General features: G+C 71.8%; 18 protein-coding genes and 2 tRNA genes. 16 read left to right on the forward strand and 4 right to left on the reverse strand.

Going from position 1 to position 24585, the window contains the following annotated elements:
- Nucleotides 1-13 precede the first annotated feature (13 nt).
- From ybeY to recO, 5 genes are read left to right on the forward strand one after another with little or no spacing between them, the layout of a single operon-like run.
- A complete protein-coding gene (gene ybeY / locus LH044_RS21070; RefSeq protein ID WP_227757608.1) occupies nt 14-526 on the forward strand; it encodes an rRNA maturation RNase YbeY in 513 nt (170 codons plus the stop codon).
- A complete protein-coding gene (locus LH044_RS21075) occupies nt 523-1791 on the forward strand; it encodes a hemolysin family protein (protein ID WP_227757609.1) in 1269 nt (422 codons plus the stop codon). Before ybeY ends, LH044_RS21075 begins: the two co-directional genes overlap by 4 nt.
- The gene (gene era / locus LH044_RS21080) at nt 1788-2666 is read left to right on the forward strand and encodes a GTPase Era (RefSeq protein ID WP_255626081.1); all 879 of its coding nucleotides are present in this window, start codon (nt 1788-1790) and stop codon (nt 2664-2666) included. Before LH044_RS21075 ends, era begins: the two co-directional genes overlap by 4 nt.
- A gap of 32 nt (nt 2667-2698) precedes the next feature.
- Complete coding sequence (gene uppS, locus LH044_RS21085; protein ID WP_227757610.1) at nt 2699-3430, forward strand: polyprenyl diphosphate synthase; 732 nt, start codon at nt 2699-2701, stop codon at nt 3428-3430.
- Between the two features lie 42 nt (nt 3431-3472).
- Nucleotides 3473-4192 carry a DNA repair protein RecO gene (gene recO, locus LH044_RS21090; protein WP_227757611.1) on the forward strand — a complete coding sequence of 240 codons (720 nt, stop codon included), beginning with the start codon at nt 3473-3475 and terminating at the stop codon, nt 4190-4192.
- A gap of 133 nt (nt 4193-4325) precedes the next feature.
- On the opposite strand, the gene LH044_RS21095 is transcribed toward recO, so the two are convergent.
- From LH044_RS21095 to LH044_RS21935, 3 genes are all read right to left on the reverse strand, one after another.
- Nucleotides 4326-4982, reverse strand: a complete 657-nt coding sequence (locus LH044_RS21095; RefSeq protein WP_227757612.1) for a YciC family protein — start codon at nt 4980-4982, stop codon at nt 4326-4328.
- A 254-nt stretch (nt 4983-5236) separates the two neighbouring features.
- Complete coding sequence (locus tag LH044_RS21100) at nt 5237-6034, reverse strand: RDD family protein (protein ID WP_227757613.1); 798 nt, start codon at nt 6032-6034, stop codon at nt 5237-5239.
- A gap of 2 nt (nt 6035-6036) precedes the next feature.
- Nucleotides 6037-6837, reverse strand: a complete 801-nt coding sequence (locus LH044_RS21935; RefSeq protein WP_304512027.1) for an RDD family protein — start codon at nt 6835-6837, stop codon at nt 6037-6039.
- A gap of 117 nt (nt 6838-6954) precedes the next feature.
- On the opposite strand from LH044_RS21935, the gene LH044_RS21110 reads away from it, so the two are divergent.
- The 10 genes from LH044_RS21110 to LH044_RS21160 all read left to right on the forward strand — a co-directional run bounded on the left by LH044_RS21110 (nt 6955) and on the right by LH044_RS21160 (nt 21705).
- Entirely contained in the window at nt 6955-8286 is a 1332-nt protein-coding gene (locus LH044_RS21110; RefSeq protein ID WP_227757614.1) for a glycine--tRNA ligase, read from the forward strand.
- A gap of 127 nt (nt 8287-8413) precedes the next feature.
- The gene (dnaG, locus tag LH044_RS21115) at nt 8414-10228 is read left to right on the forward strand and encodes a DNA primase (protein ID WP_227757615.1); all 1815 of its coding nucleotides are present in this window, start codon (nt 8414-8416) and stop codon (nt 10226-10228) included.
- A gap of 7 nt (nt 10229-10235) precedes the next feature.
- Nucleotides 10236-11561: an RNA polymerase sigma factor RpoD gene (gene rpoD / locus LH044_RS21120; protein WP_304512028.1), complete on the forward strand. Its 1326-nt coding sequence runs from the start codon at nt 10236-10238 to the stop codon at nt 11559-11561.
- A gap of 87 nt (nt 11562-11648) precedes the next feature.
- Nucleotides 11649-11721: transfer RNA gene (locus tag LH044_RS21125), tRNA-Asn, on the forward strand.
- A 278-nt stretch (nt 11722-11999) separates the two neighbouring features.
- On the forward strand, nt 12000-14498 hold the full coding sequence (locus LH044_RS21130) for a sensor domain-containing protein (RefSeq protein ID WP_227757616.1): 2499 nt from the start codon (nt 12000-12002) through the stop codon (nt 14496-14498).
- A 6-nt stretch (nt 14499-14504) separates the two neighbouring features.
- The gene (locus LH044_RS21135; protein WP_227757617.1) at nt 14505-15119 is read left to right on the forward strand and encodes a phosphatase PAP2 family protein; all 615 of its coding nucleotides are present in this window, start codon (nt 14505-14507) and stop codon (nt 15117-15119) included.
- Nucleotides 15116-17050, forward strand: coding sequence for an ABC1 kinase family protein (locus tag LH044_RS21140; protein WP_227757618.1), 1935 nt, complete (start codon nt 15116-15118; stop codon nt 17048-17050). Before LH044_RS21135 ends, LH044_RS21140 begins: the two co-directional genes overlap by 4 nt.
- A gap of 48 nt (nt 17051-17098) precedes the next feature.
- Nucleotides 17099-17171, forward strand: a tRNA-Ile gene (locus LH044_RS21145).
- 251 nt (nt 17172-17422) lie between these two features.
- Nucleotides 17423-21349, forward strand: a complete 3927-nt coding sequence (locus LH044_RS21940; protein WP_374210647.1) for a beta strand repeat-containing protein — start codon at nt 17423-17425, stop codon at nt 21347-21349.
- A gap of 209 nt (nt 21350-21558) precedes the next feature.
- Nucleotides 21559-21705, forward strand: a complete 147-nt coding sequence (locus LH044_RS21160) for a hypothetical protein (RefSeq protein ID WP_227757619.1) — start codon at nt 21559-21561, stop codon at nt 21703-21705.
- A 67-nt stretch (nt 21706-21772) separates the two neighbouring features.
- On the opposite strand, the gene LH044_RS21165 is transcribed toward LH044_RS21160, so the two are convergent.
- Nucleotides 21773-23797, reverse strand: a complete 2025-nt coding sequence (locus LH044_RS21165) for a molybdopterin-containing oxidoreductase family protein (RefSeq protein ID WP_227757620.1) — start codon at nt 23795-23797, stop codon at nt 21773-21775.
- A gap of 63 nt (nt 23798-23860) precedes the next feature.
- On the opposite strand from LH044_RS21165, the gene LH044_RS21170 reads away from it, so the two are divergent.
- The gene (locus tag LH044_RS21170) at nt 23861-24571 is read left to right on the forward strand and encodes an aspartate/glutamate racemase family protein (RefSeq protein WP_227757621.1); all 711 of its coding nucleotides are present in this window, start codon (nt 23861-23863) and stop codon (nt 24569-24571) included.
- Nucleotides 24572-24585: the final 14 nt, after the last annotated feature.

Consider the following 24585-nt stretch of genomic DNA (forward strand, 5'->3'; position numbering starts at 1 on the left):
CCGGCCAGGACCAGTGACCACCTCCGACGATCGTCCCGCCGTCGCCCGGCGGGACGACCGGGATCCAGCCGCCGCGGCGGCCCTGCCCGTCGACCTCGACGCGCTCGCCGACCTGCTGGCCGACGTCCTGTCGGCCGAGGGCGTGGACGCCGACGCCGAGGCGTCGCTGCAGCTCGTCGCGGCCGAGGCGATCGCCGAGCTCAAGGCCGAGCACCTCGGCGGCACCGGCCCGACCGACGTGCTCTCGTTCCCTCTCGACGGCATCGACGGCGAACCACCTGACTGGATCGTCGGTGACGTCGTGGTCTGCCCCGAGGTCGCGTCATCGCAGGCGGCCGAGCACGCCGGCGACCTCGACAGCGAGCTCGCCCTGCTGGTCGTGCACGGCGGCCTGCACCTGTGCGGCTGGGACCACGCCACCGACGACGAGCGGGACCGCATGTGGTCGAGGGAGCGTGAGCTGATGGCGGCGCTCGACCGGACACCGGTCCGGGACCCGTGGTCGTCCGAGGAGGTGACGTCGTGACCGGGACGGACCTCGTCCTGCTCGCGGTCGTGATCGTGCTGGTCGGCTTCGCCGTGGTGCTGGCCGTCGCCGAGACGTCGATCACCCGCATGACCCGGGCCCGCGCCGCGTCGCTCGCCGAGTCGGATCCCAAGCGGGGCAAGCGGGTCCAGCGCATCGTCGAGAACCTGGAGCGAGACCTCAACGCCACGTACCTGGCGGTGAACATCGTGCAGACCGTGCAGGCCGCCCTCGTCGGTGTGCTCGCCGGCCGGCTGTTCGGCCCGCTCGGCGTCGCGATCGGCATCGTGCTCAACGTCGTCGTGCTGTTCACCCTCGCCGAGGCCGCGCCCAAGACCTGGGCGCTGCAGCACACCGACCGCGCCGCGCTGATGACCGCGCCGCTCGTCGAGCTGATCGGCCGCGTCCTGCGCTGGCCGGCGCGCAGCCTCATCGGCGTGGCCAACGTCGTCCTGCCGGGAAAGGGGCTGAAGAAGGGCCCGTTCGTCACCGAGGAGGAGATCCTCGCCCTCGCCGAGGAGGCCGCCGAGGCCGCGGTGATCGAGGAGTCCGAGCGGGATCTGATCGAGTCGATCATCGACTTCGGCGACACCGTCGTTCGTGAGATCATGATCCCGCGGCCCGACGTGGTGTCGATCGGCGCCGACGCGACGGTCCGCGACGCCGTCGAGCTGTCGATCGAGACGGGCCGCAGCCGCTTCCCGGTCTACGGCGAGAGCTCCGACGACGTGCTGGGCATGGTGTACGCCAAGGACGCGTTCGAGGCCGAGCGCACCGGCGGCGGCGACCGCTGCGTCACCGAGGTCGCCCGACCTGTGCTGTTCGTGCCCGAGACCAAGCGCGTCGCCGAGCTGCTGACCGAGATGCAGGCCCGCAAGACCCACATCGCCGTGGCGGTCGACGAGTACGGCGGCAACGCCGGGCTGGTCACGCTCGAGGACCTGCTCGAGGAGCTCGTGGGCGAGATCCACGACGAGTTCGACCAGGAGGAGGTCGAGGTCGAGCCGGTCGGCGACGACGTCTACCTCGTCAACGCCACCCTCAACGTCGGCGACCTCAACGAGCGCCTGGACCTGGAGCTGCCCGAGGGCACGTGGGACTCCGTCGGCGGCCTGGTGTTCGGCACGCTCGGCCGGGTCCCGGCGCCCGGCGATGTCGTCGAGCTCGACGGCTGCCGGATCACCGTCGACCGCGTCGACGGCCGCCGTGTGAGCCGGGTCCGGGTCGAGCGCACCCACCCCGTCGCCGTGGACGAGGACGCGTGAGCGCCGACCGCGACCTCGAGGGGTCCGACGAGCCCGGCTTCCGCTCGGGGTTCGTGACGCTCGTCGGCCGGCCCAACGTGGGCAAGTCCACGCTGCTCAACCGGATCCTCGGCGAGAAGGTGTCGATCGTCTCCGACAAGCCGCAGACCACCCGCCACCAGATCCGCGGCGTCCTCACCGACGACGAGACGCAGATCGTCTTCGTCGACACGCCCGGCATCCACAAGCCCCGGACGCTGATGGGGGAGCGGCTCAACGAGTCGGCCACCGACGCGCTCGCCGGCGTCGACATCGTGTGCATCCTCTTCGACGCCACCCAGCGCATCGGCCCCGGCGACCGCTACATCGCCGAGCGGGTGCCGGGCGACGCCGTCGTCGTGCTCAACAAGTGCGACCGGGCGAACGCCGAGCGGATCGGCGAGCAGCTGGCGTTGGCGGCCGAGTTCGACCTGGCGTCGTACTTCCCGGTCTCGGCCCGGACCGGCGAGGGCGTCGACGCGCTGGTCGAGCACCTGCGGTCGCTCCTGCCGCCGGGCCCCAAGTGGTACATGGACGGTGAGGTCACCGACCTGGGCGAGGGGTTCCGGGTCGCGGAGCTCGTGCGGGAGCAGCTGCTCGCGGTCACCCACGACGAGCTCCCGCACTCGATCGCCACCCGCACGACCCAGTTCGAGTGGCCCCACATCCGCGTCGAGATCCTCGTGGAGCGGGAGTCGCAGAAGGGGATGGTCATCGGCAAGGGCGGCTCGGTCCTCAAGGAGGTCGGCACCCGGGTGCGCCGCCAGCTCCCCGAGGGCGCCTACCTGGAGCTGTTCGTGAAGGTCGACAAGGACTGGCAGTCCCGTCCCGGCTCGCTCGAGCGGCTGGGCTACTGATCGGTCCGGTGGGCGGAGGTAGCGTGCGGGAAGTGGAGCTGAGCGCACTCGACAAGAAGCGGATGCCGGTCCACGTGGCCCTCGTGATGGACGGCAACGGCCGTTGGGCCCAGCGCCGCGGCCTGCCCCGGACCGACGGGCACGCCGCCGGCGAGGAGGCGCTGCTCGACACGGTCTGGGGCGCCCTCGACGCCGGGATCCGCTACATCACCGTCTACGCGTTCTCGACCGAGAACTGGAAGCGGCCCGTCGACGAGGTCCGGTTCCTCATGGGCTTCAACGAGCGGCTGCTCATGACCCGCCGCGACGAGCTCGACGCCAAGGGCGTCAAGGTGCAGTTCCTCGGCCGGCGCGACTGGCGGGTCCCCAAGCGGGTCCTCAAGCGCATCGTCGAGACCGAGGAGATGACGCGGGACAACACGGCGATGACGCTGTCGATGGCGTTCAACTACGGCGGCCGCGCCGAGCTGGTCGACGCGGTGCGGCAGATCGCGGCCTCGGGGATCAAGCCCGACAAGATCGACGAGAAGACGATCCGCCAGCACCTGTACGACCCGACGATGCCCGACCCCGAGCTCATGGTCCGCACGTCCGGCGAGTACCGCATCTCCAACTTCCTGCTCTGGGAGCTGGCCTACTCCGAGCTGGTGTTCACCGACGTGCTGTGGCCCGACTTCCGCCGCGGCGACCTGTACGCCGCGATCGACGAGTACCAGCGCCGCGACCGCCGCTTCGGCGGGTTGAGCGATGCCGACGGCTCCTGACCGGGGCCGTCGCCCCGACCCACCGAGCGGGCCGGACGGCCGGTGAGCCTCTACCGCGACGTCGCCGTCGTGCTGCGCACCCACAAGCTGGGTGAGGCCGACCGGATCGTCGTGCTCATGACGCGGGCGACCGGCAAGGTCCGGGCCGTCGCCAAGGGCGTGCGCCGCACCGGCTCCAAGTTCGGGTCACGGCTGGAGCCCGGCTCGTACGTGTCGCTGCAGCTCCACGAGGGTCGCGGCGAGCTCGACATCGTCACGCAGGCCGAGACCGTCGAGTCGTTCCGCCACACGCGCGAGGACCTGTCGCGGCTCGGCCGGGCGGCGTCGCTGCTCGAGGCCGTCGAGCAGCTCGCCCAGGACCGCGAACCCAGCCCCCGGCTGCACGACATGCTGGTCGGCGGTCTGCGGACGATCGATGAGCGCAACCCGCCCCTCGTCGCCGGTGCCTTCTTCCTCAAGCTGCTGGCGGTCGAGGGCGTTGCTCCCGAGCTCGACGCCTGCGTCGGCTGCGGCGAGGAGGACGGCGAGCTCGCGCTGGCGATCGAGGCCGGCGGTGTGCGGTGCCGGTCCTGCGGCGGTGGCCGTTCGGTCTCCGACGAGGCGCTGGCCGTCTCGCGCGCCGTGCTCGGCGGCGGCCTCAACGTCGCGCTGTCGCTGCCCGAGGGCGCGGTGACCCACGAGGTCGAGGGGATCGCCACCTCCGCGCTCGAGGGCCACATCGAGCGGCGGCTGCGCTCGCTGCACGTGCTGCACGACATCTGAGCCTCCCGTCGGCCTTCGAGCGGGCCGCGCCGGGAGCGTCCCGAGGCCGGCAGCCGACGTCCGGACGCGACGAGGGGGCCCCGGGGGCCCCCTCGTCCTGCGTCTCGGGGTGCTCAGCCCCGGTCGGCCCCGATCAGGGGACGACCGGCTCCTGGTTGAGCGCCCGGTACGAGTAGATGACCGCGATGAGGGCGATCGGCCCCGTGGCCAGGACGCCGACGCAGCAGAGGACGATGCCGACGTAGTACACGAGGTACGACACGAGCAGGATCAGGAAGACCTTGCCGAAGTTGTCCTTGACCCAGTCGATGCTCTGGCGGATCGCATCACCCGGGCCGACGCCCTTGTCCAGGGCGATGATCGGCGCGTACGCCGTGAAGATCAGCCAGATGATGCCGGGGATCACGCAGAGGATGAAGCCGACGAAGGCGCCGAGGCCGACCAGGATGACCGTCAGGGCGAAGCTGCCCATGTTGTTCGTCTCGGTCAGCATCGACACCTCGGGCTTCACGCCACGGGTGACACCGAGGCCGGCCCGGTAGACGCCGGCCTGCAGGAAGAACGCCACCACGAACTGGAGCACGAAGACCAGCGAGAAGCCGACCAGGCTGATGATCGCGCCCGCACTGCCGTTGTCGTTGATGGCCGGGATGAGGACGAGCTGGCCCAGCAGGCTCACCACCAGCGTGGCGCCGAACACGATCAGCATCAGGATGACCAGCGGACCGGCGTTCTCCTGGAACTTCTTCCAGCCGTAGGAGATCGAGGCGCCGACGTCGAGCTGCGGCATCTGGCCGCCGCCACCGCCGTAGGGCTGCGCCGGCGGGGGCGTGAAGCCGCCGCCTCCGCCGTACCCACCGGGGGGCGGCGGCTGCGCGGGCGGTGGACCCGCCGGCGTGAACCCGCCACCGGGCGGCGGTGGCGTGCCGCCGGGAGGAGGCGGTGGGGGCGGGGCACCACCGCCCGGGGGCGGCGGTGGGTAGTTCGGATCGCTCATGGTGTGCCTCCGGCTGGATGGTGGGAACGGAGAAGGTGGCCCGGCGCTCAGGCGGCGTCGATGACGACGGTCTTTGCGGCCAGGTCGAACGGCGTCTGGCGCAGGTCGTTGTTGAACAGGTTCACGAGGCCCCAGATGTAGAGGCCGAGCGTGATCAGGGAGCAGGCGATGCCGGCGAGTTGCGGGAGCCAGCGCAGGGTCGCGGAGCCCCAGCCGGGGATCTGGCCGTCGGCCAGCCGCACGACCTTGACCTTGACGAGCATGGCGCCGGGCGTCTGGCCCTTCAGCGCCACGAAGGCGATCTGGTAGAGGATCGGCACGAGGAGCGTGAGGGCGTAGGCGAGGAGCATCGCCACGACGCCACCGCCGGTCATCTCGTCCTCGACCAGGCCGAACTCGTTGACCTGGCTCGTGCTCGACCCGGCGATCGTGACGCCGGCGATGATCCACACGACCACGAGGCCCACCACGAGGATGACCCAGTCGATCAGCCACCCGCCGATGCGCTTCCCCGGCGACGCCAGGAGGGCGTTCGACGGCAGCCCGACGCCGTACTGGTACGGGGAGGCCGGCGGCTGGAACCCGCCGCCCGGCGGCGGTCCGTAGCCCGGAGGGGGCGGGGCGCCGTACTGGGGCTGGCCGAACTGCGGCTGGCCGAACTCTGGCTGGCCGAACTGGGGCTGGCCGTACTGCGGCTGGCCGGGTTGAGGGGGTGCGCCGTGGCCCGGGGGCGGCGGTGCGCCGTACGGGGGCGACGCGAACGGTCCGCCGGACCCCGGTGGGACCGGTGGCGTCGGCGTCGTCGGGTCCTGGCCCTCGTCCGGCGGCGGTCCCGGTTCGCTCATCGTCAGGCGACGTCGATGACCACGGTCTTGGCGGCCAGGTCGAAGGGCGTCTGACGTCGCTCGTTCGAGAACAGGTTCACCAGCGCCCAGATCCACAGGCCGATGGACAGGAAGATGCCGAGGCACGGGATGAGCCCGACGAAGTTGGGCAGCACCCGCAGCGTGGCGGGGCCGCCGCCGGGGATCTGGCCGTCGGCCAGCCGCACGACCTTGACCTTGACGAGCATGGCGCCGGGCGTCTGGCCCTTCACGGCCACGAAACCGATGTGGTACGCCGCCCAGATGAGCGTCGAGACCAGGTTGATCAGGAGCTGGCCGCCGATGCCGAGGTCCGCCCGGTAGGTGTTGCCGAACGAGTCGGTCGAGGTCTGGGCGAGCACCAGGAACAGCACGATGGCGACCGGGATGTTGATGATCACCATGATCACGAAGTCGATCAGGAAGCCGCCGATGCGCTTGCCCGGCGAGGCGAGGATGGCGCTGCCCGGGAGGCCCCCGCCGTACTGGTACGGCGCGGCCGGCGGCTGGTAGCCGTAGCCGGGCTGGCCGAACTGGGGGTTCCCCGGGGCCTGCGGGGAGCCGGGCGGCGTCGCGCCGTAGGCGCCGGGTGGCGGCGGTTGCTGCGAGTAGCCACCGGGTGGCGGCGGCTGCTGCGGGAACCCGCCGGGTGGGGGCGGTGTGGCCGAAGGGCCCTGGGGCCCTGGCGGGGGTGGCTGCGGCGCGCCGAAGCCCGGTGGCACCGGCGGGACGTTCGGGTCGTCCGGGCCGCCGGAGGGCGGGGGAGGAGGAGGTGCGTCGCTCATGTTGCGCAGTCCGCGCTCGTGCGGTTCACCTGGGCCACGGTAGCGACGAGAAGCCGGGATGCCGCGGACCTGAACCACCTACGTGGGTCGCGCGGCGCGCCGGTACGCTCGACCCCCATGCCCGAGGAAAGCACCACGGCGCCGTCGCCGGAGCTGTTCGACAAGATCGTCAACCTGACCAAGCGCCGCGGGTTCGTGTACCCGTCGGCCGAGATCTACGGCGGGTTCCGCTCCACCTACGACTACGGGCCCATCGGCGTGCTGCTGCTGCGCAACGTGAAGGACGCGTGGTGGCGCTCGATGGTGCAGCTGCGGGGCGACGTCGTCGGACTCGACGCCTCGATCCTGTCGCCGCCGCAGGTCTGGGAGGCCTCCGGCCACCTCGCGAACTTCACCGACCCGCTCGTCGACTGCACGAACTGCAACACCCGCTGGCGGCTCGACAAGCTCGACGACCCGGACCTGTGCCCCAACTGCGGCAAGCGCGGCACGTTCACCGAGCCCCGCCAGTTCAACCTGATGTTCAAGACCCAGGCCGGTCCGGTGGAGGACGCGGCCTCGGTCGCGTACCTGCGGCCCGAGACGGCGCAGGGCATGTTCATCAACTTCAAGAACGTGATCGACACCACCCGCGTCCGGCCGCCGTTCGGCATCGCCCAGATCGGCAAGTCGTTCCGGAACGAGATCACGCCCGGCCAGTTCGTGTTCCGGACCCGCGAGTTCGAGCAGATGGAGATGGAGTTCTTCGTCCCGCCCGCCGACGCGCCGCGCTGGTACGAGTACTGGTGCGACGAGCGCTACCGCTGGTACCTCGAGCACGGCATGCCGGAGCACCTGCTCCGAGTGCGGGCCCACGAGGCCGATGAGCTGTCGCACTACTCGTCGGGCACGTCCGACGTGGAGTTCCTCTTCCCGTGGGGCTGGGACGAGCTCGAGGGCATCGCCAACCGCGGCGACTACGACCTGACGCAGCACGCCACGCACTCGGGCGAGAAGCTCGAGTGGTACGACCAGGCGGCCAACGAGCGCTGGACGCCGCACGTCATCGAGCCCGCCGCCGGCGCGACCCGCACGGCGATGGCGTTCCTGATGGCGGCCTACGACGAGGAGGAGGTCCGCGGCGAGACGCGCGTCGTGCTGCGGTTCCACCCCCGCATCGCCCCGTACAAGGCCGCGGTGCTGCCCCTCTCGAAGAAGCCCGAGCTGACCGGCCCGGCGTCCGAGCTGGCGACCACGCTGCGGCGGTCGTTCATGACCGACTACGACGAGACGCAGTCGATCGGCCGTCGCTACCGCCGCCAGGACGAGCTGGGCACGCCGTTCTGCATCACCTACGACTTCGACTCGCTCGAGGACCACGCCGTGACGGTGCGCGAGCGCGACTCGATGGAGCAGGAGCGCGTCGCCGTCGCCGACGTGCCGGCGTACCTCGACGAGCGCCTGGCCTGAGGGCCCGCCACCGCTCTGGCGGACGAAACCGTCGGCATCCGACCGTTTCGTCCGCCGAAGCGCGAGTGGGAGCGAGGTCGCGATCCTCGGCCGGGGCCGCGTTCCGGCGCGCTTGTAGTCTCCGCCCGTGGGGATCGTCGACGAGGACATCGCACGGGTACGTGAGTCCACCGACATCGTCGCGGTCATCTCCGGCTACACGCAGCTGAAGCGCGTCGGCCAGCGCTGGTCGGGCCTCTGCCCGTTCCACAACGAGAAGTCGCCGAGCTTCTCGGTCAACCAGTCCGAGGGCCTCTACCACTGCTTCGGCTGCAAGGCCTCGGGCGACGCCATCACGTTCGTGCGTGAGGTCGAGCACCTCGACTTCCCCGGGGCGGTCGAGTGGCTGGCTGCCAAGTCGGGCGTCACGCTCCGCTACACCGAGAAGGACGAGTCCGAGGGCCGCAAGCGCCAGGCCCGCCTCTACGGCCTCACCGAGCAGGCGTGCGAGTGGTACCACCAGCGGCTGCGCTCGGCGCCCGACGCCGCAGCGGCCCGCTCGTACCTCCGTTCACGCGGCTTCGACGGCGAGGAGGTCGCCCACTTCCGGGTCGGCTGGGCCCCCGACGACTGGGACAGCCTCGTCCGGTCGTTGAAGGCGTCGCGCGAGGACCTCGAGGCGGCGGGCCTGGGGTTCGTCAACCGCCGCAACCGGATGCAGGACTTCTTCCGCGGCCGGATCCTGTTCCCGATCCTCGACGAGCGCGAGCGTGTGATCGGCTTCGGCGGCCGCAAGCTGCCCGACGCCGAGGGGCCGAAGTACCAGAACTCGCGGGACAACGTCCTCTACAACAAGTCGAAGGCGCTGTACGCCATCAACTGGGCCAAGGCCGACGCCGTCGCCAACAACCAGGTGCTGGTCTGCGAGGGCTACACGGACGTGATCGGCTTCGCCCGTGCCGGCGTGCAGCGCGCCGTCGCCACGTGCGGCACCGCGCTGACCGAGGACCACGTCCGCATCCTCAAGCGCTTCACGCGCAACATCGTCCTCGCCTACGACGCGGACGAGGCGGGGCAGTCCGCCGCCGAGCGCGTCTACGCCTGGGAGCAGGCCCACGACATCCAGTTCTCGGTCGTGTCGCTGCCACCGGGCACCGACCCCGACGAGCTCGCCCGGTCGGACCCGCAGGCCCTCCACGCCGCGGTCGACGGCCCCCGGCCGTTCCTCGAGTTCCGCGTGTCCCGCGTGCTCGGTTCGGCCGACCTCAGCGGCCCCGAGGGACGGGCCCGGGCGGCGGAGGCGGCGCTCGAGGTCGTGGCCGAGCACCCCGACCCGCTCGTGCGCGACCAGTACGTCATGGAGCTGGCCGACACCTGCCGCATCGATGCCGCGCAGCTGCGGAGCCGGCTCGAGCAGGTCATCCGCTCGCCCCGGCCTCGACGGGACGAGGACCAGGGTCGCCGGCGGGGCGCGCCACCTGCCGAGCCTCCGCCCGAGATGCGCCAGCAGACGGCGCCGCGCCTGCCGCCGCTCGCCGACGGCGTCGAGCGCGAGGTGCTGCGACTGGCCGTCAACCAGCCCGACCTCGCCGCGCCGTTCCTCGACGAGTCGTTCTTCCGCCACCCCACGGCGAGGGCCTCGCTCGACGCGCTGCTGCGGTCCGACACGCTCGCCCAGGCCATCGAGGAGTCGCCGCCCGAGGTGGCCGAGCTGCTCGCCGAGCTGGCGGTCGAGGAACCGACCTCGGAGCCGCCCGACGTGCTCGCCCGCTTCGCGAGCGAGGTCGGCCGGCGCGAACTGGCCGAGCTGGAGGCCGAGGCCCGCTCGTCGTCGGACCCCCTCGCGTACTCCGACGTCGTGGCCTGGCTGAAGGTGACGCTGGACCAGCTGCGGCACCCGAGGGCCGAGGTGGAAATCGTTGCCCAGTTGCTAGCCTTCCTGCGGGACCGGCACCAGCAGTGACGAGGGGATGATCGGATTGTCCATCTGGGAGCAGGTGCCACCGGCCGAGATCGACGAGCTCCAACAACGGGCCGAGGGCGCCGACAAGGTGCTGCCGCTCGACGACGCGCTCAGCGTGCTCCGCTTGGAGATGACCGACCAGGTGGTCGACGAGACGAAGGACTTCTGGGCCGCTCGCGGCATCCGCATCGAGGCCGACGTCGTTCCCGAGATCGATCCTGCATCCGACCTCGACGTCGTGGTCGAACCGGGCTCGCCCATCGAGATCGTCGTCGAGGAGGAGCCCGAGCGGGCCCTCGTCGAGCCCGGAGAGCTGGCCCACGAGTCGGTCCGCCGGCGCCGCCTCATGCGCACGAGCGGCCGGCGCGGCCGCCCGGTGACGCTGGTCGGCACGACCGGCGGGGCGAGCACGGCGGACCCGGTGCGCATGTACCTGCGGGAGATCGGCCAGGTGCCACTGCTCACCGCGCAGGAGGAGGTCGACCTCGCCATGCGGATCGAGGCCGGCGTCGAGGCCGAGGAGCGCCTCGCCGACCTGGCCGCGTCGGGCGAGACCGTCGAGTTCGACGAGCGCCGTCGCCTCGACCGGCTGCGCCGCGACGGCGAGCGCGCCAAGGACGAGCTGACCCAGGCCAACCTGCGCCTGGTGGTGTCGATCGCGAAGCGCTACCTCGGCCGGGGCATGCAGATCCTCGACCTGGTGCAGGAGGGCAACCTCGGCCTGATGCGGGCGGTCGAGAAGTTCGACTACACGAAGGGCTTCAAGTTCTCGACCTACGCCACGTGGTGGATCCGCCAGGCGATCACGAGGGCGATCGCCGACCAGGCCCGGACGATCCGCATCCCGGTGCACATGGTCGAGTCGATCAACAAGGTCCACCGCCAGCAGCGCCAGCTGATCCAGGAGCTCGAGCGGGAGCCGACCGTCGAGGAGCTCGCCGCGAAGTGCGAGCTCAAGCCCGAGAAGGTGCGCGACATCCTCCGCATCTCCCAGGACCCGCTCTCGCTCGACTCGCCGGTGGGCGAGGAGGACGACAGCTACCTTGCCGACTTCATCGCCGACAACGACGCCGTCATGCCCGCGGACGTGGCCACGGCCAACTCGCTGTCCGAGCAGATCATGTCGGCGCTCGACGACCTCAACGACCGCGAGAAGCAGGTCGTGCGCATGCGCTTCGGGCTCGACGGGGGCCAGCCGCAGACGCTCGAGGAGGTCGGCAAGGAGTTCGGCGTGACCCGCGAACGGATCCGCCAGATCGAGTCGAAGACGCTCGCCAAGCTCCGCCACCCACGGAGCCGCCAGAAGCTCGAGGACTACCTCAAGGCCGACTGACGACCCGCCGGAGGGCCCGCCATCCGGTTGGGGACACCTCCGCGGGGACGCTACGCTGCAGGGCCGCCGTCGAAGCGGCGGACGCCTTCCGGGGTAGCTCAGCTGGCAGAGCAGCTGACTGTTAATCAGCGGGTCGTGGGTTCGAGCCCCACCCCCGGAGCACCGATCGAACGGCCCTCGGCCCCTGCCGGGGGCTGTTCCGCGTCCCGGCCAGCCGCGCCCGGATCGGGCGTTCTCGCGTGGTGAACCGTGCCAAGGCCGAGGCGTGTCTGGGCCGGAACCCCGGCGCTGGCGCCGGGTTCACCCTCGCCGAGCTGTTCCACCGGGCCGGTTCGACCCGCAGGGTCGATCCGCCGGTGCGCGCCGTGCAGCCGGTCGGCCAGCACCTCTCGCCGGTCGGACCTCAACCGGGGCTCGATCGTGCCGATATTCGAGGGGATGACAGCGGGAGCACCGATCGCGGGTTGCGATGCATCGGACCCGATCGGGCTCGATCGGGTCGCGCTGCTCGACGACCTGCCCGACGCCGTCCTGGTGACGGACCGATCGGCGCGCCTGATCTGGGGCAACCAGGCCGCGGAGGCCATGTTCGGCCGGTCGCTCGAGGAGTCGATCGGCCTGAACTGCGTGGACATGGTCCACCCGGACGACCTCGAGATGGCGCTCGTGTCGCTGTCCGGGATGCAGGTCGAGCGCGTCGGCCTGCCGCTCGAGCTGCGGATCTCGACCCCGGGCGGATGGCGCCAGGTCGAGATGATCGGGTCGACGAGGGGCGAGCACCTCGTCCTCGTGATCCGCGACCTCACCGACCGCCGGCGATGGGAGGTCGCACACGACCGCATGGCGCTGCTGCGCTCGGTGCTGCAGCACCTGACGACCGTCGCCATGGTCCTCGACCCGTCGGGACGGGTGCGGACGACGTCGGCGGCGATCACCCGCCTGCTCGGCATCGGCCAGCGCGCCATCGAGGGCCGGCACATCACGATGATGGTGCCCGGGAGCTGCCGCGTCGCGCTCGGCCGGGCCGTGCACGAGGCGCTCGCGTCGGAGACCGGCACGAAGGTGGCGATCGACGTCGAGGCCTACTGCTCGGACCGCTCGACGCTGCCGGTGGCGATCTCGCTCGTGAACCTGGTGGACGACCCGACCGTCGGCGGCCTGGTCGTGACGATGTCCGACATCTCGCGGCGGTCGCAGGCCGAGCGTGAGCGCGAGGAGGCGAGCGCGGTGCTGTCGGCCACGCTCGAGTCGGTCGCCGACGGCATCGTCACGTCCGACATCTCGGGCCTGCCGCAGCTGTGGAACCAGCAGTTCCTGGAGATCTGGGCGATCCCCGACGAGGTGGACCGGCGCGGTGACCTCGCCGCCATGCGCGACCACCTGTACTCGATGGTCGACGACGCCGCGGCGTTCGAGGCCCGGGTCGCCGAGGTCCAGGCCGACCCCGACGGGTTGAGCGAGGACACGATCGAGCTGGTCGACGGTCGCGTGCTGGAGCGCCGATCGCGCCCCCGCTACGTCGAGGGTGAGCCCGTCGGCCGCGTGTGGAGCTTCCGCGACGTCACCGCGACCCGTCGCCTGCAGTCCGAGCTGGCCCGCCAGGCCCTGCACGACCCGCTCACCGGCCTGGCCAACCAGGTGCTGTTCCGCCGGGCGCTGCAGGAGGCGCTCGCCGGCACGGCGGCGGACCGCAACGTGGCGGCGATGTTCGTCGACCTCGACGACTTCAAGGCCGTCAACGACACGCTCGGGCACTCGGCCGGCGACCTGCTGCTCGTCGAGGTGGCCGAGCGCCTCCGCTCCGTCGTCCGCCAGGGCGACACGGTGGCCCGGCTCGGCGGCGACGAGTTCGTCGTGCTGCTGCTCGACCTCGACGGCGACGAGTCCGCGATCGACGTCGCCCGCCGCTTGATGGAGTCGTTGATCCCACCCGTGCAGCTGCCGCAGGAGTCGGTGGTCGTCGGTGCGAGCATCGGCGTGGCCATCGCCGACCCCACGATGGACGCCGACGGCCTGCTGCGCTGCGCCGACCTGGCGATGTACCACGCCAAGAGCTCGGGCCGGAACCAGTTCCGCCTCTACACCCCCGACATGGGCCGCGACGCCGGGCGTCGCAGCTCCGCCGACACCCGCCTGCGTGGCGCGGCGGCCCGGGGCGAGCTGGTCGTGCACTACCAGCCGATCGTCGACACCAACCGCGACGACGCCATCGTCGTGATGGAGGCGCTGGTCCGCTGGAACCACCCGGACCGCGGCCTGGTCATGCCGAACGACTTCATCCCCTACGCCGAGGCGAGCGGGATCATCGAGGAGCTCGGCCTCCATGTGCTCGAGGTCGCCTGCACGCACGCCCAGGAGTGGCGCGACCACATGGGGCCGAGCGCCCCGATGGTCAGCGTGAACCTGTCGCCGCACCAGCTGCTCGACGAGATGCTCCCGGAGCGGGTCGCGGAGGTGATCGAGCGGACGGGCCTCGACCCGACCCGGCTCGTGCTCGAGTTCACCGAGGGCGCGCTCATGCAGGACCCCTCGACGGTGGCCCGCCAGATCCGCCACGTCCGCCGGAGCGGCGTCCACCTGGCGATCGACGACTTCGGCACCGGGCACTCGTCGCTCGCGCGCCTGCAGCAGTTCCCGATCGACAGCCTCAAGATCGACCGGTCGTTCGTGCAGTCGGTCGAGGACCGGACCGGCTCGTCGCTGGTGCTGGCGATCGTCCAGCTCGCGCACACGCTCGGCATGCTGACCGTGGCCGAGGGCGTCGAGACACCGGAGCAGCAGGCCTGCCTGGACGAGCTCGGCTCGGACCTCTCGCAGGGGTTCTGGCACCACCGGCCGATCCCGTCGGAGGACGTGCTCGAGCTGCTCGTCAGCTCGCACGAGGTCGCGACCGCGGCCGCTGCGTCCCGGCTGGCCGTGGGGCCACCGCTACTCTGACCCCCCATGCACGTCGGCCCTGACCGGGTCCCCGCGATCCTCGGTGCGGCCGGCGTCCTCGCTGGATCGTCGGCGGTCGCCGCCCACGGGGTGCCCGCTGCCGAGGAGTCGGCGTTCCACGCGATCAACGAGCTGCCGGCGTGGCTGGCGCCTGCGCTGTGGCCGCCCATGCAGATCGGCAGCCTGTGGGGTCCGGTCGTCGGAGGTGTCCTGGCATGGCGGCGCTGGCACGACTGGCGCCCGACGGCCGGCGTTGTGATCGGCGGCGTCGTGGCGTGGCAGCTCGCCAAGGTGGTCAAGGAGTTCGTGCGCAGGGGGCGTCCCCTCGACGAGCTCGAGCACATCGCCCGCCGCATGGGCACACCGAAGGACGGTCGCGGCTTCCCGTCGGGGCACACGGCGGTCGCCGTCACGATGGTCACGGTGCTCTGGCCTTGGGTGGGGCCGTCGGAGCGGGCCGGGCTCGTGGCCGCCGCGGTGGTGGTCGCGTTCGCGAGGATCCAGGTGGGTGCGCACCTGCCGATCGACACGGTCGGGGGCGCCGCGCTCGGGGTGCTCACCGGTCAGCTGTGGCGCCTGGTCGTCGGTGACGGGGGAGCGTCGGAGGAGGGAAGGTCATGATCCGGTTCATCGTGAGCCTCGTCGTGATGGTGGTGGTGGCCACGATCTCGACGCTGCTGGGCAGCCGGCTGCTCGGCATCCGCCGCGGCTGGGTGCGCCAGCTCCTCGCCGGTGCCATCGGCTGGATCGTGGCGCTGGTCGTGGCCGCCGGGCTCCTCGACTGGGACTGGGACGAGACCTCGCTGCTCGCCTACACGGCGGTGCTGGCGGTGCCGGCGACGATGGCCCTGATGCTGCTGTTCGACCTGGTGGCGCGGCCGGGCACGCTGGCGCAGGGCGATCGGGCCGGGCTGGTCGAGGCGTCTCGACCGGTGCACGACATCAAGGCCCGCGTCGCGCCGATCGCCCGGTACCGGGAGCTCCTCGGCATCCTCCGCAAGCACCAGCTGCTGGGTCGGCTCAACGGCAAGCCCGATCCCGACGAGGTGCCCGAGCCGCCGGAGGTCCGGCTGCGCGAGGCGCTCGAGGAGGCCGGCGGCGTCTACGTGAAGATGGGCCAGATCGCGGCGACCCGGATCGACCTGCTCTCGCCCGAGCTGTGCGAGGAGCTCGGTCGGCTGCAGAGCCGGTCGGCGCCGGTGCCAGCCGACGAGGTGCGCACGGTGCTCGAGGCCGAGTACCGCCGACCGGTCGAGGAGGTGTTCGAGCGCTTCGACTGGGAGCCGCTGGCCGCGGCGTCGATCGGCCAGACCCACACGGCCACGCTCGTCGGCGGCGAAGAGGTCGTCGTGAAGGTGCAGCGCCCGGGCGTCGGCGACACGATCGAGCGCGACCTCGCCGCACTGAACCAGGTGGCCCGCCTCGCCGAGCGCCGCACGGTCGCCGGCCGCGACCTCCGGGTGAGCCAGCTCGCGAACGAGTTCGGGCGCAGCCTGCGGTCCGAGCTCGACTTCCGCGACGAGGCCGATGCCACGGCGACGATGCACAAGCTCCTCGACGCCACGCCGATCACGGTCCCGAGCGTCCACCGCGAGCTGTGCACGAGGCGCGCCATGGTGCAGCAGCGCCTGTCGGGTTCGCCCCTGTCGGACCTGCCCGCCGACGCGGACGTCGACCGCGACGAGCTGGCCCGGCAGCTCCTCGGCGTGTTCGTCCAGCAGCTGCTGACCGTCGGCATCTTCCACGCCGACCCGCATCCCGGCAACGTGATGGTCCTCGCGGACGGATCGCTCGGCCTCATCGACTTCGGTGCGGTCGGCCGGCTCGACTCGATCCAGATCGAGGCGGTGATCGACCTCCTGATCGCGCTGACCAAGGGCGACGCCACGCTCCTGCGCGACGGCGTCGAGCGCGTGGCGGACGTGGGCGCCCACGTGTCGCGGGACAAGCTCGAGCGGGCGCTCGCCCGGCTGCTGGCCGACCACCTCGGCGCCGGGGGCACCATCGACGTGCGGGCGCTGGCCGACCTCATCCCGGTGCTCGGCCAGTTCGAGATCAGCCTGCCCGGCGACCTCGTCGTGCTCATGCGGGCGCTGGTCACGCTCGACGGCACGCTCGGCGTGCTGAGCCCCGGGTTCTCGGTCGTCGCGGCGGGCAAGCAGCTCGCCGAGCAGGAGGCGGCCGAGCGATCCCAGGGCGATCCGCAACAGCAGCTGACCGAGGCGCTCGTCGCGGAGCTGCCGGTGCTCCGCCGCCTGCCGGCCGACGTCGGCCGCACGCTCGCCCTGGCCTCGCGCGGGACGCTCCAGTTCCGGACGGTCGCCGCGGAGGACGAGTCGCGGTTCTCCCGCACCATGTGGAACCGGACGCTGCTGGCCGGCATCGGCGTCGGACTCGCCCTGGTCTCGGTGCTGCTGATGGGTCTCGACGTCGGACCGACGGTCGGCGGCGACACGCGCCTCGTGGTGCTGCTCGGCGCCGGTGGCCTCGCCCTGGGCACCGTGCTCATCATGCGGGTCATCGCCTCGGTCGTTCGCGACGGCACCACCTGACCGCTGGCGGCCGACGGATGGGTCACGACCGGCCGGTACGCTCCCGCCGGGCCGGTAGCTCAGTGGTCAGAGCAGGCGACTCATAATCGCTCGGTCCCGGGTTCGATCCCCGGCCGGCCCACGACGCCGTCTCCGTTCCCGGCCTCCGGCTGGACGCCCGGAGAGCCACCACGGCACGACGCCCACGCCCGACCATCGGCTGCACTGCGGCGCCCCGGTGCGCAATAGGTGATTCTGAACATCGCTCAAGTTTCGCTGGCTTTCGCTGCCTGGCGCGGCGTACGGTTGCCGCTCGGACGTCCGTGGGGGACGTCGGGGTGATGCCCGGGTAGGGGGAGAGAACCGATGACCAAGCGTCTGGCTGTGACGTGCATGGTCGCAGCTGCTGCACTGCTGGCGGCTGCGTGTACGACTCCGGGAACGGGTGGAAACCCACCTCCGATCGGGGTGATCAACGCGGACACCATCTCCGGTGAGGCGCCGCTCACGGTGTCGTTCTCGGGGGCGAGCTCCACGGACAACGGCACGATCACGTCGTACGCGTGGACGTTCGGCGACCCCGCGAGCGGCGCGAGCAACACGGCCTCCGGCGTCACCGCCACCCACACCTTCGCGAGCGCCGGCTCCTACACGGTCCAGCTGACCGTGACCGACAACGGCGGCGCCACGTCGACGACGAGCACCGTGATCCTCGTCTCGGTGCCGAACGCCCCGCCGGTGGCCGTGGCCACCGACTCGGCGCCGACGAGCGGCACCGCGCCGCTGCAGGTCCAGTTCTCGTCGAACGGCTCGAACGATCCCGACGGGTCGATCGTGGCCTACAGCTGGGACTTCGGTGACGGCCTCGGCACGTCCACCGACGACTCGCCGACGTACCTCTACTCCACGCCCGGCGACTACACGGCGACGCTGAGCGTCCTCGACGACGACGGCGCGGAGAACACGACGTCGGTCGCCATCCACGTCGACGCGAACCTCGCCCCGACCGCGAGCGCCACCGCGACCCCGCAGAACGGCACCGCCCCGTTGACGGTCGCCTTCGACGGCACCGGCTCGACCGACCCGGAGAACCAGGCGCTCACCTACGCGTGGGACTTCGGCGATCCTGCGAGCGGCACCAACACCGCGACCACGGCCACTGCGAGCCACACGTACTCGACCACCGGTCCGTTCACCGCGACGCTCACCGTCACCGACGCCGGGGGCCTCACCGACACCACGACCGTCCCCGTGTCGGTCACGCCGGCCAACCAGCCGCCGGTCGCCGACGCGTCCACCTCGTCGCCGCTGACGGGCAAGGCGCCGCTCGCGGTGACGTTCGACTCCGCCGGCTCCACCGACGACGACGGCATCGTCTCCTACGCCTGGAACTTCGACGATCCGTCCAGCGGCTCGAACACCGCGACCGGCCAGACGGCCACCCACACGTACGCGACGGCCGGCACCTACGACGCGACCCTCACGGTGACGGACGGCGACGGCGCCACCGACTCGGCCACGGTCCAGGTGGTGGTGGCGCTGAACCAGGCGCCGACCGCCATCGCCAACGTGTCCACCAACACGGGCACGGCTCCGGCGTCGATCGACTTCACCTCGGCGTCCACCGACGTCGACGGCGGCGTCACCTCCACCACGTGGGACTTCGGCGACGGCACGCCCGACGCCACGACGGCGAACGCCACCCACGTGTACTCGCTGCCGGGCACCTACACCGCGACGCTGACGGTCGCCGACGCCGAGGGCGCCACCGACGCCGCCACGGTCACCATCACGGTGACCGGCGTCGCCACGGCGCGCTACGTCGCCACCACCGGCACCGACACCGGTGACTGCGGCTCGCAGGGCGCCGCATGCGCCACCGTCCAGTACGCCGCTGATCAGGCCGCCGCCGGCGACACCGTCTACGTCGCACCCGGCGCCTACGACGAGCGCGTCGGCCTGGCCAAGGACGTGAAGATCGTCGGCGCCAACGCCGGCGTCGCCGGCACCGCAGCCCGTGGGCCCGAGTCGGTCATCAAGGGCGTCGGCAACGCGTTCGTCGGTTCGATCGTCGGCGCCTCGAACACCAGCTACTCCGGTTCGGTCGCCGACGTGTCCGGCACCTCGACCACCGCCATCAGCGGCATCACCGGTGCGGGTGCGATCAACGGCGCCACCGGTGCCGGCGCGATCAGCGGCGTCACCGGCGTCGGCGTGAGCCCGATCGTGGTCACCACGTCGGCGGCACACAACCTCACCACCGGTTCGTCGATCACCCTCGCGAGCGTCGGTGGCAACACGAACGCCAACGGCGTGAAGACGGTGACGGTCATCGACTCGACCCACTTCTCGCTCGACGGCACCACCGGCAACGCCAACTACACGAGCGGTGGCCGCTGGTACGGCGGTCCGGTCGTGCTCAGCACGACGGTGCCGCACGGCCTCACCGTCGGCAGCACGATCACCGGCGTCACGATCGCGTCGCTCGGCGGCAACACCGCCGCCAACGGCACCAACCGCTCGCTGACCGTCCTCGACGCCAACCGCCTCCAGGTGAACGGCGTCGTCGGCAACAACACGTACACGAGCGGTGGCGGCTACTACAACATCGTCGCCACCTACGAGACCGCCACGCCGCACAAGTTCGTGACCGGCCAGGCGATCACGATCGGTGGCGGCGCCACGCTGTCGGGCAACCGCACGGCCACGGTGGTCGACGCCACCCACTTCACGATCGGCGTCAACACGACCAGCGCGACGATCGCACTCGGCAACGTGGTGTCCCGCTACACGACGATCACCACGTCGGCGGCGCACAACATCCCGAACGGCGCCACGGCCACGTTCGCCGGCGTCACCGGCAACACGGCGGCCAACGGCGCCAAGGCGGTCACGGTGCTCGACCCGACGCACCTCCAGACCACCACGGCGGCCACCGGTGACTACACCGGCGGCGGCACCTACACCTCGGCGCCGATCATCATCGAGACGGCCACGCCGTCCGGTCTGACCAACCCGCGGATCCAGGTGCAGGACGTCCGCGGCAACACCGCGGCGAACGGCACCTGGTCCACGACCACGGTCGACGCGACGCACCTGCTGCTCAACACCTCGGTGGCCAACGGCGCCTACACCGGCGGCGGTCACTACGGCAGCCCGAGCGGCACGATCCTCAACGGCGCGACCAACGCCAGCCCGATCGTCGTGGCCACGACCGGCCCCCACGGTCTGCTGACCGGCAGCGTGATCAACATCGCCGGTGCGCTCGGCAACACGGCGGCGAACGGCACCTGGACGGTGACGGCGGTCGACGCGACGCATGTCGCGCTCAACGGCTCCACCGGCAACGGCAACTACACGAGCGGCGGCAACATGACGCCGGCGCAGCTCAGCGTGACCATCGACGGCATGAAGATCGACCCGCAGGGCGACCAGGCCCTCCTGGTCGCCGGTGGGACCAGCACCCCGGCCCCGCTCGTGTCGCTGTACGGCGGTCCGAGCGAGATCGTCCGCAACACGGTCTTCACCGGTGGCACCTTCGCCCCGGGCTGCAGCTTCACCTGCACGACGAACGTGGACTACGCCCTCCAGGTCCAGGTCGGCGGGTTCTCGTTCGACCGCAACCTGGTGCAGAACTTCCGGCGTCCGCTGAACATCACGCAGGCGCTCTTCACCGGCGTGCCGACCACGGCCGCCAGCGTCACGAACAGCACCTTCACCGGCACCACCTCGCGAGCCATCGCGCTGAGCGGCGCGACCGGCACGAGCCTGGCCGGCGTGACCGTCACCGGCAACACGATCGACTCGACCGGCCACGCCTCCGGGCCCGCCGGCATGACGATCACCAACGGTGGCAACACGATCTCCGGCAACACCTTCAAGGGCCTCAGCACCGGGATCTACCTCGACCAGTGCAAGAAGTGGGACCAGAGCAACAACACGATCACCGGCAACACGTTCGATGCGAACTCGAGCGCCGGCGTCTGGGTCACCGTCGATCCCGACGGCGGCCAGTGCACCAACGGCACGGCCGAGGGATCGGGCGGCTGGGTCACCAACGGCGGGAAGCTCGAGAACCTCAAGATCACCGGCAACGTGTTCATCAACGGCACCGGCTGGGGCGTCTACCGGGTGTCGAGCTGGGGCGCCAACACCCCGGTGGTGACCACCTCCGACGCCGACGTCACCTGCAACTACTGGGGTGACGGCACGGCCCCGACCGATCGGGCCAACGGTCTGCGTGTGACCGGCGGGGCCAGCCCGACCTTCGTCGGCACGCCGTACACCACGTCGATCGGTGGCCCCTGCGACGGCAACTGACCGACGCAGCTGAGACCGAACGTCGATGGAGGAGGGGCCGGGTCGCGGTCCCTCCTCCGTCGCGTCCGGGGTCCGGACGAGATGACCCGAAGGGCTCTCGGGGCATGGGCGTCGAGTGCTCGGGCCGAGGAGGTCGGAGCCGTCACCCGTCTGCGGGAGTTGCGCCGTCGCAGGTGGAAGGCGGCGGGCGCGCCGGTTGACTGGGAGGCATGGCCGAGACGATCTGCGTCCGCTGCGGACGGCCCATCCACGATGACGGCAGGCCGCTCGTGACCGACGTCGACGGACGTCGTTGCCATCAGTCCTGCTTCGGCACCGTGCGACTGATCCGCGACACCGACCGCGACCGGGACTGACGCCTCGAGCGTCGTCCTCGCCCTCGGCCCGTTCCGAGGGCCGGGCGAGCGCGTCGGTCGTCGGGCGTCAGCCCGGGCCGGGTGCCCGCTCCACCGAGATCGGGATCCCCGTCTGGATGGTCTGGCCGGTGAGGGCGTCGGCATCGACGGTGCTGGTCAGGCGGCCCACCTCGACGTCGGTGAAGCCGTGCGACAGCGCGACGGCCTCGGGGTGGATCCCATCGGTCACGGTCGCGACGCCCACGACGGATCCGTTGGCGCTGCGGACGGAGACCCGTCCTCCGGCGGAGATGCCCGCCGCCCCGGCGACTTCGGGGTGCAGCACGACCTCCTGCTCGTCCTGGCGGCCGGTCGGGCTCGCCACCGAGTTGAACCGGCGGAGCAGCCGGCGGGGGATCAGGCGGAGACCGGGTTCAGGAGCGGGCACGGACCGCAGGTCGAGGAGCGCCGCGACCAGCGCCGGCGGGGCCAGGTCGGGGTAGCCGGCGGGGAGCGAGTCCAGGAACCATCCCGTGGCGGTCCCGCCGGCGACCACCGGCCCGTCCGCCTGTCGCAGCCGCTCGAGCGCGTCAGGACCGCGGGCGACCACGGCGAGGAGGTCGTCGTCGGTCGCGGTGTCGAGGTCGAGACCGCGCGGCATGGCGTCGACCCCGAGGTGGCGGCCGAGCTCGGCGAGGATCCACCACGCCGCCCGGCGTTCCGCGACCGGCGGCACGACCGCCTCGGTGTACTGGCCGTAGACCGCGAGCTGCGCGCTCTGCGAGCCGAGCAGGGCGTCGGGCCGCTCCAGCATCCCCGTGCACGGCAGGAGGTGGCTCGCGAGGTCGGCCTGGTCGTCGGCGAGCGTGCCGATGACGGCGAACGCGTCCAGACCTGCGATCGCGGCGCGGAGGCGCTCGGGCTGTGCGATGGCGACGAGGGGGTTCCCGCCGAAGGAGACGAGCACCTTGATCGTCCCCGCCTCGATCTCGTCGACGAGGGCCGCGCACGGGTGCTCGGCGAAGAACCTCGGCAGGTCCGGTCGGCTGGCCGGCCCCGGACCGCCGTCGTCGATGGGCTCCGCCCGGATCCCGCCGGCTCGGTCACGCTCGTACGTCAGGGTCGGGTTGCACCACATGCCGCCGGGTCGGTCGACCGAGTCGGTAAGGAGGAGGAGGCACCAGGCCAGCCACTCGGAGAGGTTGCCGGACCCCGCCATGTCCACCCCGGTTCCGGTGAGCACGGCGAGGCGACCGGTGGCGGCGATCGCCGCGTCGAGCTCCGCGATCGTGGCCTCGTCGATGCCGGTCCACGCCGCCGCACGGGTCCGGTCCCACGGTGCGACCGCCTCGAGCAGCGCATCGGTCCCGTGCAGGCGATCGAGGACGGAGGCGGGCACGCCCCGGTCGAGCGCGGACCGCACGAGGTGGGCGAGCAGGGCGTGGTCGGTGCCCGGGCGGATGGGGACGTGGCGGGTGGCGTGGTGGGCCGTCTCGGTGCGTCTGGGGTCGACCACCCAGACCTCGCCCCGGCGGCCGATCTCGCGGAGGCGCTCGACCGGGTCGGAGAGACCGTCGTAGTGGCCGTGCGACACGACGGGGTTGGTGCCGAGGACCAGCAGGAGGCGTGCGTCCTCGATGTCGACCACCGGGACCATGCGCGCCGCCAGCACGAGCGTCGTGACCGTCATCCGTGCCGCGATGTCGACCGTGATCGAGCTGTACCGGCTCCGGGTGCCCAGGCGGCGGCACAACGAGTGCAGCACCGGCGCCGCCGCCGTCTCCTTGATCGAGGGCGTGCCGACGTACACCGCCACGGCGTCGGGCCCGTGTTCGTCGACGGCGCGGCGGATCCGTGCGGCCAGGTCGTCGAGCGCAGCGTCCCAGGACGTGGCCTGCAGCTCCGAGCCGCTGCGCAGCATCGGGACGTCGAGTCGGCGGGCGTCGTGGTGCAGCTCACCGAGGGCGCGGCCCTTCGGGCAGACGTAGCCGCGCGAGACCGGGTGGTCGGGATCGCCTCGGACTGCCGTCACCCGGTCGCCGTCGACGGTGACGAGCACGCCGCAGCACGGCGCGCAGATCCGGCAGAAGCTGCGGCGGGTCTCCTCGGTCACCACGCGCGAACGTAGCCAGCCGGTCCGCGGGCTGCGCCCGAGTCGCCGTCTACCGTCCCGCCCATGAGAACGATCGGGCTGCTCGGCGGGATGAGCTGGGTGTCGACCGGCCACTACTACGACCTCATGAACCGGGACGTGGCGGAGCGGCTCGGCGGCGACCACTGCGCGCCGATGGTCGTCTGGCAGATGGACTTCGACGTGATCACCGCCCACCAGCGGGCCGGTGAGTGGGAGCTCGCCGGCGAGCTCCTGGCCGAGGGCGCCGCCGCGCTCGTGCGGGCCGGTGCCGAGGTCATCGGCATCGGCGCCAACACCATGCACCTCGTCGCCGACGCCGTGGCGGCGGCGCTCGGTGACGCCGAGCTCGTGCACATCGTCGAGGTGGTGCGCGACGCCTGCGCTGCGCTCGATGTCACGACGCTCGGGCTGCTCGGAACCGCTTACACGATGGAGTCGCCGGACCTCTACCCGCCGCGGCTCGCGGCGGCGGGCATCGAGCTCGTCGTCCCCGACGCCGACGACCGGGCGATCGTCCAGCGGGTCACGTTCGACGAGCTGATCCACGACGTCGTGACCGAGTCGGCTGTCGCGGAGTTCCGTCGGATCGGGGCGGGGCTGGTCGACGCCGGTGCCGGGGCGGTGGTGCTCGCCTGCACCGAGCAGGGCGCCGTGCTGCGCGACGGCGAGCTCGACGTGCCGGTGCTCGACAGCACCGTCCTCCACGCCCGGGCACTGGTCGACGCCGCCATCGGCGCCATTTCGCCGGCCTGACGTTCCGCGGTCCG

Origin of the sequence: Dermatobacter hominis (assembly GCF_020715685.1) — a bacterium.
Taxonomy (GTDB): domain Bacteria; phylum Actinomycetota; class Acidimicrobiia; order Acidimicrobiales; family Microtrichaceae; genus Dermatobacter; species Dermatobacter hominis.